This is a genomic window from Desulforhopalus glucosivorans (assembly GCF_054397165.1).
In genome coordinates, this window is the sequence record NZ_AP044854.1 from 3,906,378 (window position 1) to 3,920,263 (window position 13,886).

The window sequence follows — 13,886 nt, forward strand, 5'->3', positions numbered from 1 at the left end:
TTCACCCAAAAAATCGTAGAAGAATTAAAAATACACATATTACAATCATTAACATGCGCACTATCCGCTGGACAGGATGATCATCGACTATCCGCAGTGAGGTCTTAGCAGAGGCCGATTTAAAACCACGCACTTCAAGAGCAATGGAGCGTTGTTCAACCTCTATAATGGCTCCAACAACCAGGGGAACAATGAGTGGAGCCACACTATAGAAACGCCTAAAGATATTACCATCTACATGAAGACCTCGTGCGCGTTGGGCAGCCTTTATTGTTTCAATCCTTTCACGCATACCTGCCAGCAAAAGTATCGGACTGCCCAGAAGGTACGCAAGGGATGGCGATTTTCCTGTATCTGATAGCGCAGTAATGAGATCAGCTGGATGGGTTGTGAAGACAAAGAGCAGTGATGTAAGCAACACCACTATCAATTTTAGCAGAGTATTGAGGGCAAACAACAATCCTTCCTGATAAAAAGCAATGGTGTACACATCGAAAAGAATTATCCTGTTGCCGGGATAGAGAAAACCATGGATGGGGATCATAAACAGCATCAGGGGCAGCATAATTGCCCCCAAAGCTGTACCGACTTCTTTAAGGCACCTCCCACTTGCAACTATCAATATATTCGCCAGCAAGAACAGTCCAATATACTCCCAGCGGAAAAGTCCAGAGTATACAGCTACAGCCGTGAGCAGGATATAGGATAATTTAGTGAAAGGATGTAATCGCTGAATCCACGAACCCCTATCGATGAAAAGTGTCGCTGTCGAGTTCTGGGGTCCCATCTTTTCCTGGCTCCGCTAAGGTGTTGGTTGCCTGTGGTCACGTAACTGTAAGCGGAACCAGTAGTGCTACTGCTTCTGTTATGCAGATGAACCCACGCATTTTGCCCGAGGCAGTCTGGCCGTTGTACGCAGTGGCAGTGCTTTAACAATCCCCCAGGCAAGTAGTGCGGTAACAACCTTATCGACCAGATTAGATGTAAAAACAGTGAAAACTACAGAACCAAAGAGGTCTTTACTGAGTGCCAGCATATAGGAGGTGATAAAGTCAGCACCGGACCCGGTGACACCACCAAACATGTAAAGCCTGATTGGTACTGCAACAATCGCATTGAAAACAGCAATGATGACGCCGCTGATAATTGCCAGCCACCACGTTTTAAATAGCCCATATTTAGCACATAGGCCTGCCACAATACCTATAGCCATGGCAACAGGAGAAAATGCCGCAGCAACGGGAGATGTAATCATCCCCCAGATGAGGTTAGTGAGTAACCCGGTTATTCCACCAGCCCAGGGACCCGCCAACAGGCCAACCAGAACAGTCCCGATTGAATCAAGAAATATCGGAAGTTTAAGCATTGATACCAATTGACCAGCGACAATATTAATAACAATGGCAATGGAAATCAGAGCGATAGTTGTCGTAGTAAAATCTTCTTTTAATCGTTTATTGAGATTCATGAATTTGGCTCCTTTTTGTTAGCGGAAACAACTTCGAGTTCTGGGTATCCTGTCTGGGGATCAAATGTCCTCAGAAATGTGCAATCATCGATAATGCCAATGACGATTTCTGCGGTAGTATAAATTTTACAACCTTCCATTAAATGAGCGCCGTAGCTTCTCCCTTGTTCATCAGCGATGGCAATATGGTGGTGGGAGCCATGTTTTGACAACACGCCTGTGAGAGAGACAATCTCAAAGTGCCCCTCAAGGATTTCAGAAGTCTGCTGATTCGCAAAGCGTAGTACAGCGGTGTTCAAACTCCCTACGCAGGTGAGAATGCAGGCTGCTTCAATTTCATGTTGAGCAATACGTTGATCAATTTCAATTTTGAGATCCTGACCGGGATGAAGCCTAAGGGATAATGTTTCCATTCAATTTCACTTTTCGCTCTGTTCTCGATAGGTTGAATTCTGTCTATGGGAGGTCTGCTACTGTATACACAAGAGGTCTCTATATTTCAAATCGGAATATCTTATAGATTTCCGATATCGTATCTCCGAATTCGATACTGCAGATGCTGAGCTCTTGACAGTCACCGGATCAACCATTGTCAGTGGCACCCCTGTCCAGCAAAAGCCCGGATCCTGTCCCAAACAACCCTGAATCTTACAATGAAGATGCTTCTACTCTGGGAGATTTAACCTTTGCAATGCAGCAGTTAGGAGCTATGAAAATATGAAAGAATAAGAGTATTTCTACCGAAGAATCGGTTCGTATCATTCGCGATAATGACACGGTGGCCCTTGGTGGCTTTGTTGGGATTGGATTTGCAGAAGAGATCGGTATTGACTATTTGTTTTCCTTCATTACTTCAAGTATTCAGTTGTGCAGTTTTAACGTGAATAATTGCGTCTTTTCCACCGTGGTCCATGGGAACATTTCGTAAGAAGCCCCCCGTTGCCTTCCAAGGCAACACACCTGACGCCAATATTAACCGATATTTCATTACAAGGAAAAAACAGATGAGAAACAGTCGTTTCATTGTGGGTGGTGTTCCTAAGCTTCTTGATTTTTATGATAGAAATTCTATAGTAAGACACTAAAAAGAGGTGAAATGGTAGGCGGCGATAACAGACTTCGCATGCCCTGAAACAGAAAATGAACAAACCACTGGATGCCATACAATTTACAGCGGACCACTGCATCACATGCAACCGCTGTGTCAAGGAATGTGCCTTTCTGAAAGAATATGGCAATCCCGGCACAATCAGTAAACATTTTCTCTCTAAAACGCTGACCGATCCCAGCATTGTATACCAATGTAATCTATGCAACCTCTGCCAGGCAGTATGCCCACTGGAATTAGATTGCTCTGCGGCTTTTCTGGATATTCGCCGGGAAATCATGAGTGAGCCACAAAAAATACTACCGGAACATAAGACTCTTTGCGCCTATGAAAATCGTGGCCGCTCAAAACTGTTTTCTACACACCTCTTTTCGGATAACTGTACCACAATTTTTTTCCCGGGCTGCACCCTCGCAGGGACACGATCAAAAGTTACCAACTCCACTTATCAATTTCTTTCAACAATAATTCCGGATCTAGGCATCGTGCTCGACTGCTGCACCAAGCCTTCACACGATATGGGACGAGATCCATATTTTCATGAATCTTTTTCCAAACTCATCTCCATTTTCAAAAAACACGGCATCACCCGAATTATAACTGCCTGTCCAAGCTGTCATGACACATTCAAGACCCATGCTCCTGAAGTTGAAACCATAACGGCCTATGAACTGTTAGCAGAGAATCCTCCTCCAATCAAAGGCTCTTACCCTGCCACTGTCTCCATACACGATGCATGTGCGACACGATTTTCCCCCCAAATCCACTCTGCGGTACGATCTCTTGTGGGAAAACGAGTGCAGAAAGTTGAAGAGGTGCAGCATTGCCGCTCAAAAGCAATTTGCTGTGGAGAAGGTGGGGCTGCCGCATTTGTAGCGCCACAGATCACCAGTAAATGGCAAGAAATCCGAAAAGAAGAGACAGGCGGGAAACGGGTTATCACCTACTGCGCCGGCTGCTCCTCCACCCTTGGAAAGACAGTCCCAACGACCCACCTCCTCGATCTTATCTTCGATACAGAAAAAGCAATAGAACAAAAAGAACAGTCCACCAAAACCCCTTTCACATATCTCAACAGACTTGTTCTTAAGCAAAAACTAAAATTTCTGACAAAGTAGCTAAGGAGAGTAGCAAGCCAAAAGGGGCCAAGGACAAAAAACGTTCATTTACTCCACGCATCCTCCTCGTCCTGTTCCTTATCCTGGCAACAGTTACGATACGGATAGCGGGGCTCGACAGCTAGTTCGAGATGATCCATCTCGACAAAACTCATCAACCTTTGTCAGGATTGTCATCCTTGAATCTATATACCATACTTGCTAACGGTCCCGTACTATTCTTGCCAGAGTTCCCTGTAGTTATTGCCGGTGGACTTCTCTATGAACACATCTATGCCTTAATTGGTGCCATTATAAGTTGTGTAGCGCTTCTTTTCTTATATCGAGATATATCGCACGGTTTTGGTTTGAATCCCTTTTCAATAATTAGAAATGGAAATCTCACTTTTTGTGTAAATATTTTCGACAGCAGTAAAATTCAACAGCTATTGCCCAAAAACATTTTCCGCATTACTGAACGGCCAAACCGGTTTCCAGGATGAATGTAATAAAAATTATTAGACTAATATGCGCAACCATTAGAAATTAGTGCTCTTTAGTATTTTTTTTTGTTTCCGGCCCTTTTTTTGCAAAATTAGTAGATATTACATACCGACAATTAACTTGGCTCTAATTGCCAGGAAATCACAGAGATAACAGCAATTATTTCGGAAGAGGTTATTATGAAGAAAATAGGTTTACTACTCACAGGTTTATTTTTAATTGGTACGGCGGGTAATGCTATGGCCCTACTGACTTTAGATGGTTATAGCCCTGACGGAACTAACACTTTTTTTGATCGCATAGATACTAAAGCCGCATCAGATGGTTATGACGGATCTTATTTTGGATATACTGGTGCCGATTGGTCAGGTTACTACCTTGGAACTGTTGCCGGAAACGATAACAAACTCCTTGAAGGCACAATTCGACATTATTTAGACGATACAACTTACTCAGCAAATTTGGATAAAATTGAAAATAAGGTTGGGGGAGAGACAAGTTCGGACTTCAGTGTAACCTATAGTTCCGATTACAAAACTGGTACATGGGCCACAACCAACCCATTAACTGATGCTGTTCAATTTTACGTAATAAAAGGTTCAGACGAATGGGCATTGTATTATTTGGATCCAGCTCAAACTGACGGAAAATGGACCACTGAGCACCTCACCAATGGCGGTGGTAATATCCCTGAAATTTCACATATTTCTGTATCATTAACCGAACCTGTTAATCCAGTGCCAGAGCCAACTACTATGCTTCTTTTCGGAACAGGCCTTCTTGGACTTGCAGGTTTTAGTAGAAGAAAAAAGCAGAAGTAAAGTAATCAACAAAACTATAGCTTTAGTAAAAAAGCAGAACCAAACGGTTCTGCTTTTTTTATTTTACACGTGCTAACAAGTGATTTGAAAACAACACCCAACTACTCCACAAGCCCAGCCATCACCTGTGGGATTTGCTCAATCTTGATCTCATCGGCATGGTGGAAACAGTCCACCAGTCTGTTCGTTGCTCCACCCTCATCTATATTAATAATTGGTATTGAATTGTTACACAGTGATGGAGAACGATCCTGGGTCTCACTCTCTGTTAGTTGCATGGTTGTCTCACCATTCCATAAATATATTTCTTCGTCTCCGTCAACATCACTCACCCACGCAATTGTACCGTTATATTGTGAAGCAAAATTGTCTTCAATGGTATTGTCTACAATCTGACGTATCGTTGTACCGTCTCAATAATAGATTTCCTCATTACCATAAACGTCGTCATGCCAGATAATGGCCCTTCATGAATTGTAATGAAGGAAAGGTGATCAGCAATCTCTCTTTCTCTTCTCTTCGGTTATGACAATGAATTACGTCGACACATTTGATGGGGGAAAATATGGGTTGCCCAAAACAGAATATTCACGAATAATTTCGATCAATACGAAGAACAAAAAAAGAGCCGGACGCCATGCCTGGCTCCGGCTCTTTTTACGCACTATTTATTAGTACTATTGTTATTTTATTTCTGCTGGGCTGCACAGGTCTTCACCTTTTGCAGCAACCCTGCCACAGGACTCGCAGGAATATTTAATGGCATTAAGCTTTGCCTTGCAGACATGGGTGACTCCAACATTTTTTTCACCGCAAAAGGAACAAGAGATCTCTTCAACTACAGGGCTGCAAAGATGCCCGGGATCATCAGCCACTGCACCGCAACTGTTACAAGTATGAGCCATAATAAGCCTCCTCATATATTTAAAAATTAAAAATACAAAAAGAAATGAGAGCAACCCGGCTATGGTTCCTAAAAAGATTGATTACATCGAAAACTACTTGTGGTAGAGAATCATAGAATGGGTTACCTCATTAAAGCTAACCAAACTACACGCCTTGTCAATGGTCGCACCATTTCTCGCTGAAAACAGAGCACCCCATAGGACAAGCTGTTCAACTCAAAAACACCCTATAAAGGTATACAAACAATGCAGATACTCTCTTCAAAATACACATTTTTTTATAAGTTTGTCTTCCTCTTCATTTGGGTGGTAGGCTTTGGACTTGGAGCCAGGGAAGTGATCTTTTTTTCACCTGAATATGATCTTCGGTGGACTCAATACGCCGTAACCTGGGGAGCAATAGCCGTGTTTATATTTTTTGCCACCGGTTCAATTAAGACTGTTACCCTGGACAGAAAGAAGAAGGTGCTTGTGGTATCAAATTTTCTCAAAACTCACACCATCAGTTTTGATAACATTGAAGATATTGATGGGTCATCCCTTCTCAGCCCCAAGCTTGTCTGGTTCACTCTAAAAACACCTTCTGAATTTGGCAGAAAGATCAATTTTTTGCCTGCTGTACGCCCCCAGAGAAGCATTGGCAAACATCCCATGGTCATTGACTTACGTAGGGAATTTACCATGGATAAGTAGTATGCCCGATTCTCCCCTGTTCTTTATACAACAAGGGGAGAATGTCACAAAGGTATTCAGAACCCCTTACTTACTCCGGGTAACTTCAAGACTGACAAACACCTCAACATCTTTTCCCACAACACCCATTTTGTGGAATTTGCCATTGCCAACTCCATAGGCTAAACGATCAACAACTACTTTTCCGTTAAAGCCGGCCACTTCCTTGCCCGGAACTGCTGGATGATCTTTTACACCCGCAAGAACCAGAGGCAGGCTCAAATCATAGACATTCCCCTTCACCTCAAGCTTTCCCTCAACTGTGTATACACCACCATCACCACCACTTACTTTGGTTGATGTAAACTTCATTTGGGGATACTTGCCCTCATCAAAGAAATCTGGAGAGGTAAGATGCTTATCGCGCTTGCTAATATTGGTGTCGATGGAATCCACAGCAATAGTGAAAGTAAAACTACTTTTACCTAAATCTTCCGGATTAAAAACGATATCTGTAGTGAACTCATTAAAATGACCATTCACCTTAGAAAAAATATGATCGACACTGAAATAGACATTTGAATGTGCCTTATCAAGCTCCCAACTATCTCCTGCACCATATGCACTGGTAGACAAAACCGCTGTAAGTACAATGGCAAATAATACTTTACCGAATTTCATAATATCCTCCATGGGATTGAATTAATTACATTGTATATCTGGCTTTCTTATCTGGAGACGCCTTTACCGTTTTTTAGCATCTGCAGATAGATCTTCACCCAGGCAACACGAAGCAATAAAAGTCCGGCCGTAAGTAGCAGAACCCTTCTGGGTGTTCCTGCTGCAAATGATTCACTGACATAGAGAACATGAACTAAGACGAGCAGGACTGTAGAGTAGCCTAAGGGTTTATGGATAGTACGCCAACGCCTGTAATCAAGCTTCAACTTCTCCCTGTAGCGAGACGCAATGACGATGGCAACCAGAAGCCATAACAGCAATGAACCGACCATTTCGGGCCAAAACTTTTTACCTATGGGCAGGTTTGCAAGCCCTTCGGGGACAAGAATAAGCAGCACATGCAGGGCTGCAAAAAACAGGATGAGCACCCCATTTGCTCGGTGCCAGCCCATGATATTTTTTAAGCCAAAGGCTTGGGTAAGAAATGGTCCACCCACAGCCAGAACGACCTGGGAGAAAAGTAGAACTAACGCACACATCCCTGCAAGCTGACCACCACGTAGAATCGTCTTGTCCAGACCAATCTTGTACCAGAGAGTCTGGGATTCATACAAAAAAGGCACACTGAGAGCACCTGCAAGAACCAGAAAAAAAACCGCAACTAGTATAGTTTTTTTTACATACTCCATATCCCCTCCGCTGTGGTAACATCTCACTACAACAATGGGAGCTTTTCAGGAAATGTCAATTTAGAGAGAAATACAGGAACACTTCTACAAACTACTGCAGCCCAGTGCGGACACTCAACTCTTCATCAATGAGCTCAGGATCATCTGCATTATAGCGGATGATATTCTGTAAATGCTGCAAGTTTTCAGGGGTCACTGCGGTGAACTGGATACTTACTTCCCCTTTGGCAACACGTACTATCTTGCCGTGAACAACAACACCAGGCTCCATACGATCAAGTAGAATAGTCACTGTGCAATCCTGCTCAACAGTAAAACCCTCATTGATACTCAGCAGACAACCACCTACACTCAGATTAGTTATACGATCAAGATTATAGGTGGTATCATCTACAGTCAATCTTGCCGCCACCTCAAATACTATCCGACTGAATCTGCGTTTTTCCTCTGTCATATAATCTCTCACTATCTCTATTATGACTGCTTAAAAGTTATTTGTATAATAAACCTCTATATAACTATATCGTTCTGACACCAAAATTCAAGTCAACCCATGAGTTTTATCTGTTGCAGCCGGAGCAATAAAACGACACTATAGATACAATCTTTACTTCTTTTTCTTTGAAATCTTTGGCCACTCCACGTATATCTTTTCTACTATACGATCAACACGCCCCTCCACACTCACACAACAAACGGATAACAACCATGGAAGGTAATACAAGCCCAAGAGGAAGTCTGGTACTCCGCACCCTGGCAATGCCTGCTGACACCAACCCTGCTGGAGATATATTTGGCGGATGGATTATGTCACAGATGGATATTGCTGGCGGTATAATGGCGAGAGAAGTTACCGGCACCCGTATTGTTACTGTAGCTGTTGAATCCATCACCTTCATTAAACCAGTGGGGGTAGGAGACGTGGTCTGCTGCTATGGGGATGTTATCCGCATTGGAACAACATCTGTGACTATCAACCTTGAAGTCTGGGTTAAGCCATCTATTAATGCACCGGTTTCCCCCGACAAGACCTTCCAGGTAACGCGGGCTGCCTTCACCTATGTGTCAGTTGACAATGAGGGAAAAAAACTGACGATACAGCGTAAAGACAAGTCCAAATAAGTTACTTCTCTAAAATCTAATTGTTAGGCGGGAAGTGTTTGGTGGAGGTAAACAGATGGAGAAATAGCTCGATTGCAGCATCTCTTATGGTTTTAAGGTTTTTAGGTTTACCCGCAAGTAAAAATCCCAACAAAGACCGCATCTCTACCCAGACTCTTGGAAGAGCTGACAAGGCATTTGAAATGTTTTCAGCAATATTATTACTGTTTAAACCCATCAGACCAAAGGGCTTAAGAAAGATTCGAATGCCACTGGTAAAAGATTCCACCGAGGTTGTTCGCGCCAGTAAGTTTGAAACAAGGGCGAGCAAAATGATCCGTGTGCTAAAAATAACACTGCTTATAAATGCCTCAAGATGAAGTGTGCCAAAGGGTGTGTTTATCAGCTCCTGACTGCCATGATTAAAATAAAGTGGTAACAAAAACGCACCCAAAATAATCGACCAGAGTTTTTTCAAAACAGAGAAAACCTGACTAAAGCGAAGAGAGGAGAGGAAAATAAGAACAATAATTACCAGAAAGAAAGCGCTGTAAAAGAAAAGGTTCTCATAAAATACTGTCAACAGCGTTGCAGTCAGTACAAAACCGATTTTAATCACCACCGGGCAGCGGTGTATCACGGAGTCTCCCGGCTGATAGGTCCGATTCTCAAGTGATGGCGCAGAAAATGGAATGTCAGTGAGATCAATCCCTTGCTTTGACAAACGGTTCAACACGGCTATTGCCAGGCTCCCTGAAAGCCCTCCCAAGACAACAGAACCCAAGGTGAGCCATGGTACCAGGACAAAGATCCCTGGATGATTGAAAAACATCAGATAAGCCAGCAATAGCTGAACCATGTTATGGACAAATGCCCCAATAATGCCAACTCCCAATGGACCTAATTGCAGAAAGGGTATATGGCCTGAGAGCCTGTGACAAAATGCAGCCACCGAAATACTTGCAAACCCTGCGGTAAAACTCAAAACAAAACCTGGGGATAAAAATGAACCGATAATAAAAGAACTTACTACGGTTCGGAGCAATGTCACCACCAGTGCCGATTTATAACCAAATTGAAACAAGACAATGAGGGAGATAATATTTGCAAGACCCAGTCGAAGTCCTGGAATCGGATACGGCAACATTGATTCAGAAAGCTGGAGCACTGCGGCCGTAGCTATTAAAAAGGAGAGTCTTTCCGGAGAAATATTCGCATCAGCGGCTGATTGCGTCATATTCAGCGTCCTCCCCAACTAATTCGACCGTGATATGATTGGGAAGACATAAAAGAGCTTCCTTAGGTCTTGCAATCCAGCCATGACGTACACAAAGCTGCTGTTTACAATCAGAGGAGGCCACACGCACCCGACCATTGTTGACCTCTAAAATCATATTAACCCCAAATTCTTTCAGATCGACACTGCTGTCCTCACCCAGGAAAAAACCGGCGACTTCGGTTCCCCCCTTACTGACCAATGCCTTTGTTGCACTTTTGTTTACACTGTTTTGTGCCCACAAAAAGTACAATCCGAAAGTAACTATCACAATTGCCGACAGCAAATCCCCAAACTTCCAACTGTACAGGGGTCTCTCAGTATCTAAAGAACTTTTACCAGCGGTTATCATAGCTCATATTCAGCAAAACGTGAGGAAGGATATTCCTCATACTCCCCATCCTGATTACGAACAATAATGAGGCCTTCAACATTTGGCATTTGCTCCACAAGCTTTATCCCCGCATCAGGCCCCATCACCATAAGCGCGGTCGCAAGGCCATCTGCAAGGGTGCAGGTCTCAGCAACAACAGATGCACTGACAACGCCATTGGTCACAGGGTATCCGGTACGTGGGTCCAGAATATGGGAATACACACGACCTTCTGAGACAAAAAAGTTCCTGTAATCTCCACTGGTGGCTACACCTTTTCCCGCAACTGACAGGACCTTATAGACCTGTCCAAACCCAGCAGCACTCGAAGGAGTGTTTATACCAACCCGCCATGGAGTGTCTTTATCCCTTTTGCCGGAGGCATAGATCTCTCCTCCAATTTCAACCAGAAAATTCTCAAAGCCCTGCTCTCTTAGAAGAGTTGCTACAACATCAACCCCATAGCCCTTTGCTATGGAGGCCAGATCAATGGTCAAGCGGGGATCACTTTTAAGAAACTTCCCGTCTGATGAAATTGATATTTTACTAAAATCAACCATGGAAAGGCTGGCTTCTATCTCTTTTTCCGATGGGGGCTGCTCTTTCTGCTCCTCCCTCCCAAAACCCCATAGGGTTACCAGATGATCGAGACTTCCATCCCAGGCACCTCCAGAGCGCAAATAAATATCCATTGCCACCCGCATGACTTCTAAAAAGTCAGCAGAAGGAGAGAACTCCACCTTTCCATCACTCGCATTGAAGATGCTAATTTCACTATCCTCAATATATGTCGACATACTTGCATTAATTTCTTGTAAACGTGCGTCCACAAGGCCTGCAAGATCACCAGTTTTCGCAAACCTGTCTTTCATAATCTTAATGCTATATGTGGTTCCCATGGTCTCGCCGCGAATATCTGTTTCCACGGAGCCACACCCAGAGATGGTTATGCAAATAAAGAGTGCTACAGGAATGACAATTGATCGACTAAATAGTAACAAAATATGTCCTCTATACATCTTGAGCCAATCCTACTTTTGCAAAAGGCTCATCTTATAAATAAATTTCTTCGGCACTGAACTGAGACCCACAATAGTTCCCATGTATCGGGGGTAATATTTGGGTTGTTGCTCAGCTCAGCAAAAACAGAATAAGCAATTAACCAGAACCAGGAGAGGTGTCAACTATTCCTGCGGGAAAAATCGAGAGAAAAGCAAATAAAAGACGAAACATAGCAGATTTGCACTACACAAGAAGTATACGACATTCTATGGCTAGCCATCCACCTCGACACTTCTACTGTCAATAAACTCTATTATGGCCGGCCAATACTCAGGAAACATTCCAATGGTTCCGTGATCCGCACGTTCAATATAAACAACCTTTGTCCTGCCCTTGATATATTCCAGTAGCCTCTCTGTTCTCGCTGGCGGTACGACATTATCCCGGCCTCCATAGAAAATAAGAAATGGAGAATCCACACCGGTCACATATTGTGTTGAGTCAAAACGATGTCGAAGCAGCGCTGAAACCGGCAACCATGAATAAATGGACTGGGCGACTGCCACAAGACTATCATATGGAGTAATAAGTATCGATCCCTCAACCTCACGCTTTGACGCAAGATAGCAGGCCACCCCAGAGCCTAAACTTCGCCCCATGAGGAAAATATCTGAAACGGGATAACGCGCCTTTATATCATCAAATATACCAAGAGCATCAGTAAATATTGCATCCTCGCCAGGCTCCCCTTCGCTTGGGCCATAACCCCTGTATGCAACAAAGAGAGTGGCACACTGAAGCGCCTCAAACTCATCAACGTTCAGATATACATCCTCACCATTGCCACCATAATAAATGATAAGCCTGTGTCTTGCATAGAGAGGATTGACCAACCAACCGCGAACTGTTACGCCGTCTCTGGTAAAGGAGTATTCTTCAACATGATCGAGGTTGATATCCTCATGGGTGGCGATTGTCGGATAAAAGAGAAACGATTCCTGACGCCAGTACATAAAGCCCACAATCCCAAGGTATCCAAGTGCCAGAAAGGCTATGACCTGCAAGAGGAGATTCATTTCTACAGCCTCAATTACTAATTTTTTCTGTTTACTTCACCATTTAGTGAAGAATCATTTTGGGTGCATTTAAAAGAACGGTCAGTTCTCTCTCTAACATATCCTCAACCTGATACTTCCTGCATAACTCTGTAACATGCTGAACAATGCCATGGGGATAGTTGCTATTGATCGTATTATCTACGGCCTCGTGACACCGTTCAAGTTCCGCTGTAAACTGTTTAACCGTATGGTGCAGATCGGAGGTAAAACCTTCGAACATCCGTTTATCACACTCCCGGCTGTAGCTGTGTAATTTCCGACCAGTATAAGAGACTTTAGGTGTCTTTCTGCCTGCTCCATACACGATGAAATGAAAATATGGACATCGCTCCATAAAATAGATTTTGTGACTTTCAGGTTGCTTAATGATCAGTGAGAGAGCATTTGCAAGATACTGCACCGCCAAGAGGTTGTGCTCATCCATCTTAGTTGTAAAAAGTGAACTGATAAAATCTACAAAACAGGACTTACAGATATAGGTTGTAACCCTGGCCCCCGATTCACACTTTTCTAAAAAAATCTGACGCCTTTCCTTTAAGATTTCCCGGGTCAGAAACTGACGAAATTGAGTTGAATCATCACTATCTTCATAGGGGTACTCGCGTGTGAGATACAACTGATGGGGCATATACACATCACTGGGCCGATCCTTCACCAGCAAAGAATCTCCGCCTTCCTGTTCCAAAACCACAAGAAGCAGATCAAAATAGACGTGATCAAACTGGGGTAAGGTTCCCCCACCCACCTTTCTCGCACGATTATTGGAAAGAATTTCTGGAATATCATCTACACACAGGGATGAATAATCGTACAGGTACAGAACTTCATTTATCTCAGAGACGGTATAGTTAAGCGCAAGCATCACCGAAGCAAGCTTGTCTTTGCCCGGCCGATTAATATCCCCCCTTTGCAGCTTCGCAAGGTAGGTATTTGAGATACCAGAGGAAAGACTAATCCTATTCAGATTAAGTCCACTCTCTTTGATCAGCTGCTGAATTTTTGAAGGAAAACGACGCATACCTGTCTGTTAAAAAGGTTTTCTAAGTAATAATCATGCACATACAATAGCAT

Annotated in this window: 17 protein-coding genes; 4 read left to right on the top strand and 13 right to left on the bottom strand. The window is 43.4% G+C overall.

Annotation, left to right across the window (positions count from 1 at the left end; translation table 11 throughout):
* Window position 1: 1 nt before the first annotated feature.
* The 3 genes from ACX6CI_RS16860 to ACX6CI_RS16870 all read right to left on the bottom strand — a co-directional run bounded on the left by ACX6CI_RS16860 (window position 2) and on the right by ACX6CI_RS16870 (window position 1,881).
* Entirely contained in the window at window positions 2-787 is a 786-nt protein-coding gene (locus ACX6CI_RS16860; protein WP_458774818.1) for an energy-coupling factor transporter transmembrane component T family protein, read from the bottom strand.
* Between the two features lie 78 nt (window positions 788-865).
* Window positions 866-1,468: an ECF transporter S component gene (locus tag ACX6CI_RS16865; protein ID WP_458774819.1), complete on the bottom strand. Its 603-nt coding sequence runs from the start codon at window positions 1,466-1,468 to the stop codon at window positions 866-868.
* Window positions 1,465-1,881: a PPC domain-containing DNA-binding protein gene (locus ACX6CI_RS16870; RefSeq protein ID WP_458774820.1), complete on the bottom strand. Its 417-nt coding sequence runs from the start codon at window positions 1,879-1,881 to the stop codon at window positions 1,465-1,467. The genes ACX6CI_RS16865 and ACX6CI_RS16870 overlap by 4 nt, the downstream gene beginning before the upstream one ends.
* A gap of 727 nt (window positions 1,882-2,608) precedes the next feature.
* Here ACX6CI_RS16870 and ACX6CI_RS16875 point away from each other — a divergent pair.
* Together ACX6CI_RS16875 and ACX6CI_RS16880 are read left to right on the top strand one after the other, a co-directional pair.
* Window positions 2,609-3,694, top strand: a complete 1,086-nt coding sequence (locus ACX6CI_RS16875; RefSeq protein WP_458774821.1) for a heterodisulfide reductase-related iron-sulfur binding cluster — start codon at window positions 2,609-2,611, stop codon at window positions 3,692-3,694.
* A 662-nt stretch (window positions 3,695-4,356) separates the two neighbouring features.
* A complete protein-coding gene (locus ACX6CI_RS16880) occupies window positions 4,357-4,998 on the top strand; it encodes a PEP-CTERM sorting domain-containing protein (RefSeq protein WP_458774822.1) in 642 nt (213 codons plus the stop codon).
* 101 nt (window positions 4,999-5,099) lie between these two features.
* Here ACX6CI_RS16880 and ACX6CI_RS16885 read toward each other — a convergent pair whose 3' ends face one another.
* Window positions 5,100-5,276 (bottom strand): hypothetical protein, encoded by a 177-nt coding sequence (locus ACX6CI_RS16885; protein ID WP_458774823.1) that lies wholly within the window; start codon window positions 5,274-5,276, stop codon window positions 5,100-5,102.
* Between the two features lie 405 nt (window positions 5,277-5,681).
* Window positions 5,682-5,903, bottom strand: coding sequence for a hypothetical protein (locus tag ACX6CI_RS16890; protein WP_458774824.1), 222 nt, complete (start codon window positions 5,901-5,903; stop codon window positions 5,682-5,684).
* Between the two features lie 246 nt (window positions 5,904-6,149).
* Between ACX6CI_RS16890 and ACX6CI_RS16895 the strand changes: the two genes are divergently transcribed.
* Complete coding sequence (locus tag ACX6CI_RS16895) at window positions 6,150-6,596, top strand: hypothetical protein (RefSeq protein ID WP_458774825.1); 447 nt, start codon at window positions 6,150-6,152, stop codon at window positions 6,594-6,596.
* A gap of 66 nt (window positions 6,597-6,662) precedes the next feature.
* On the opposite strand, the gene ACX6CI_RS16900 is transcribed toward ACX6CI_RS16895, so the two are convergent.
* The 3 genes from ACX6CI_RS16900 to ACX6CI_RS16910 all read right to left on the bottom strand — a co-directional run bounded on the left by ACX6CI_RS16900 (window position 6,663) and on the right by ACX6CI_RS16910 (window position 8,399).
* Window positions 6,663-7,256 (bottom strand): YceI family protein, encoded by a 594-nt coding sequence (locus ACX6CI_RS16900; RefSeq protein WP_458774826.1) that lies wholly within the window; start codon window positions 7,254-7,256, stop codon window positions 6,663-6,665.
* A gap of 47 nt (window positions 7,257-7,303) precedes the next feature.
* Window positions 7,304-7,945: a ferric reductase-like transmembrane domain-containing protein gene (locus ACX6CI_RS16905; RefSeq protein WP_458774827.1), complete on the bottom strand. Its 642-nt coding sequence runs from the start codon at window positions 7,943-7,945 to the stop codon at window positions 7,304-7,306.
* Window positions 7,946-8,036: 91 nt separating this feature from the next.
* The gene (locus ACX6CI_RS16910) at window positions 8,037-8,399 is read right to left on the bottom strand and encodes a PilZ domain-containing protein (RefSeq protein ID WP_458774828.1); all 363 of its coding nucleotides are present in this window, start codon (window positions 8,397-8,399) and stop codon (window positions 8,037-8,039) included.
* A 254-nt stretch (window positions 8,400-8,653) separates the two neighbouring features.
* Between ACX6CI_RS16910 and yciA the strand changes: the two genes are divergently transcribed.
* The gene (gene yciA, locus ACX6CI_RS16915) at window positions 8,654-9,067 is read left to right on the top strand and encodes an acyl-CoA thioester hydrolase YciA (protein ID WP_458774829.1); all 414 of its coding nucleotides are present in this window, start codon (window positions 8,654-8,656) and stop codon (window positions 9,065-9,067) included.
* Window positions 9,068-9,083: 16 nt separating this feature from the next.
* Here the strand turns inward: yciA and ACX6CI_RS16920 are convergent, their stop codons facing one another.
* From ACX6CI_RS16920 to ACX6CI_RS16940, 5 genes are all read right to left on the bottom strand, one after another.
* Entirely contained in the window at window positions 9,084-10,283 is a 1,200-nt protein-coding gene (locus ACX6CI_RS16920; protein WP_458774830.1) for a Gx transporter family protein, read from the bottom strand.
* Complete coding sequence (locus tag ACX6CI_RS16925) at window positions 10,264-10,674, bottom strand: NusG domain II-containing protein (RefSeq protein WP_458774831.1); 411 nt, start codon at window positions 10,672-10,674, stop codon at window positions 10,264-10,266. Before ACX6CI_RS16925 ends, ACX6CI_RS16920 begins: the two co-directional genes overlap by 20 nt.
* Window positions 10,671-11,621 (bottom strand): FAD:protein FMN transferase, encoded by a 951-nt coding sequence (locus ACX6CI_RS16930; RefSeq protein WP_458774832.1) that lies wholly within the window; start codon window positions 11,619-11,621, stop codon window positions 10,671-10,673. Before ACX6CI_RS16930 ends, ACX6CI_RS16925 begins: the two co-directional genes overlap by 4 nt.
* Before the next feature lie 348 nt (window positions 11,622-11,969).
* Window positions 11,970-12,773 (bottom strand): alpha/beta hydrolase, encoded by an 804-nt coding sequence (locus ACX6CI_RS16935; RefSeq protein ID WP_458774833.1) that lies wholly within the window; start codon window positions 12,771-12,773, stop codon window positions 11,970-11,972.
* Between the two features lie 43 nt (window positions 12,774-12,816).
* Window positions 12,817-13,833: a hypothetical protein gene (locus ACX6CI_RS16940; RefSeq protein ID WP_458774834.1), complete on the bottom strand. Its 1,017-nt coding sequence runs from the start codon at window positions 13,831-13,833 to the stop codon at window positions 12,817-12,819.
* Window positions 13,834-13,886 lie beyond the last annotated feature (53 nt).

Bases quoted from the DNA above. Each gene is read 5' to 3' on its own strand.
- ACX6CI_RS16860 (WP_458774818.1), bottom strand. From the start codon at position 787: ATGGGACCCCAGAACTCGACAGCGACACTTTTCATCGATAGGGGTTCG.
- ACX6CI_RS16865 (WP_458774819.1), bottom strand. From the start codon at position 1,468: ATGAATCTCAATAAACGATTAAAAGAAGATTTTACTACGACAACTATC.
- ACX6CI_RS16870 (WP_458774820.1), bottom strand. From the start codon at position 1,881: ATGGAAACATTATCCCTTAGGCTTCATCCCGGTCAGGATCTCAAAATT.
- ACX6CI_RS16875 (WP_458774821.1), top strand. From the start codon at position 2,609: ATGAACAAACCACTGGATGCCATACAATTTACAGCGGACCACTGCATC.
- ACX6CI_RS16880 (WP_458774822.1), top strand. From the start codon at position 4,357: ATGAAGAAAATAGGTTTACTACTCACAGGTTTATTTTTAATTGGTACG.
- ACX6CI_RS16885 (WP_458774823.1), bottom strand. From the start codon at position 5,276: ATGCAACTAACAGAGAGTGAGACCCAGGATCGTTCTCCATCACTGTGT.
- ACX6CI_RS16890 (WP_458774824.1), bottom strand. From the start codon at position 5,903: ATGGCTCATACTTGTAACAGTTGCGGTGCAGTGGCTGATGATCCCGGG.
- ACX6CI_RS16895 (WP_458774825.1), top strand. From the start codon at position 6,150: ATGCAGATACTCTCTTCAAAATACACATTTTTTTATAAGTTTGTCTTC.
- ACX6CI_RS16900 (WP_458774826.1), bottom strand. From the start codon at position 7,256: ATGAAATTCGGTAAAGTATTATTTGCCATTGTACTTACAGCGGTTTTG.
- ACX6CI_RS16905 (WP_458774827.1), bottom strand. From the start codon at position 7,945: ATGGAGTATGTAAAAAAAACTATACTAGTTGCGGTTTTTTTTCTGGTT.
- ACX6CI_RS16910 (WP_458774828.1), bottom strand. From the start codon at position 8,399: ATGACAGAGGAAAAACGCAGATTCAGTCGGATAGTATTTGAGGTGGCG.
- yciA (WP_458774829.1), top strand. From the start codon at position 8,654: ATGGAAGGTAATACAAGCCCAAGAGGAAGTCTGGTACTCCGCACCCTG.
- ACX6CI_RS16920 (WP_458774830.1), bottom strand. From the start codon at position 10,283: ATGACGCAATCAGCCGCTGATGCGAATATTTCTCCGGAAAGACTCTCC.
- ACX6CI_RS16925 (WP_458774831.1), bottom strand. From the start codon at position 10,674: ATGATAACCGCTGGTAAAAGTTCTTTAGATACTGAGAGACCCCTGTAC.
- ACX6CI_RS16935 (WP_458774833.1), bottom strand. From the start codon at position 12,773: ATGAATCTCCTCTTGCAGGTCATAGCCTTTCTGGCACTTGGATACCTT.
- ACX6CI_RS16940 (WP_458774834.1), bottom strand. From the start codon at position 13,833: ATGCGTCGTTTTCCTTCAAAAATTCAGCAGCTGATCAAAGAGAGTGGA.